Raw genomic sequence first — 1,179 nt, forward strand, 5'->3', positions numbered from 1 at the left:
ATTACAGAAGAAACCACACCCGCACCTACGGTACGACCACCTTCGCGAATCGCAAAGCGCAGACCTTCTTCCATAGCGATAGGCGCAATCAGTTCTACAGTAATGGTTACGTTCTCACCTGGCATTACCATTTCTACACCTTCTTCCAAAGTAACTGCACCAGTTACGTCAGTAGTACGGAAGTAGAATTGTGGACGGTAGTTAGCGAAGAATGGAGTGTGACGACCACCCTCTTCTTTGCTCAGTACGTATACTTCTGCTTTGAATTTGGTGTGAGGAGTGATAGTACCTGGTTTAGCCAATACTTGACCACGCTCTACATCTTCACGTTTAGTACCACGCAGCAATACGCCTACGTTGTCACCTGCTTGACCTTCGTCCAGCAGTTTGCGGAACATTTCAACACCGGTACAAGTGGTTTTTTGAGTTTCTTTCAGACCTACGATTTCGATCTCGTCACCAACGTGGATGATACCGCGCTCTACACGACCGGTTACTACTGTACCACGACCGGAGATAGAGAATACGTCTTCGATAGGCAACAAGAAAGGTTTGTCCACAGCACGCTCAGGTGTTGGGATGTAGCTGTCCAGAGCAGCAGCCAATTCGAAGATTTTTTCTTCGTAACCAGCGTCACCTTCCAAGGCTTTCAGTGCAGAACCTTGTACGATTGGGCAGTCATCACCTGGGAAGTCGTAGCTTGACAACAAGTCACGGATTTCCATTTCAACCAGTTCCAACAACTCGGCATCGTCAACCATGTCGCATTTGTTCATGAATACGATGATGTAAGGTACACCTACTTGGCGGGCCAACAGGATGTGTTCGCGAGTTTGTGGCATAGGACCGTCAGCTGCGGAACATACCAAGATCGCGCCGTCCATTTGGGCAGCACCGGTAATCATGTTTTTAACGTAGTCGGCGTGGCCTGGGCAGTCTACGTGTGCGTAGTGACGGGTTTCAGTTTCGTATTCTACGTGTGAGGTATTAATGGTAATACCGCGGGCTTTTTCTTCAGGAGCGTTGTCGATTTGGTCGTAAGCTTTTGCAGCACCACCAAATTTTTTAGCCAAAATAGTAGTCAAAGCAGCAGTCAGAGTGGTTTTACCATGGTCAACGTGACCGATGGTGCCAACGTTTACGTGCGGTTTGCTACGTTCAAATTTTTCCTTAGCCATG

1 protein-coding gene is annotated in these 1,179 nt (G+C 48.0%); it reads right to left on the reverse strand.

The genetic code is table 11. The features are described 5' to 3' along the window. Window positions 1–1,178 (reverse strand): elongation factor Tu (tuf, locus tag ACTHUE_RS19360; RefSeq protein ID WP_049336986.1); only part of this gene is annotated, 1,178 nt, incomplete at its 3' end. Between the last annotated feature and the right edge of the window lies 1 nt (window position 1,179).

It is taken from the genome of Neisseria sp. P0021.S005 (assembly GCF_051956955.1).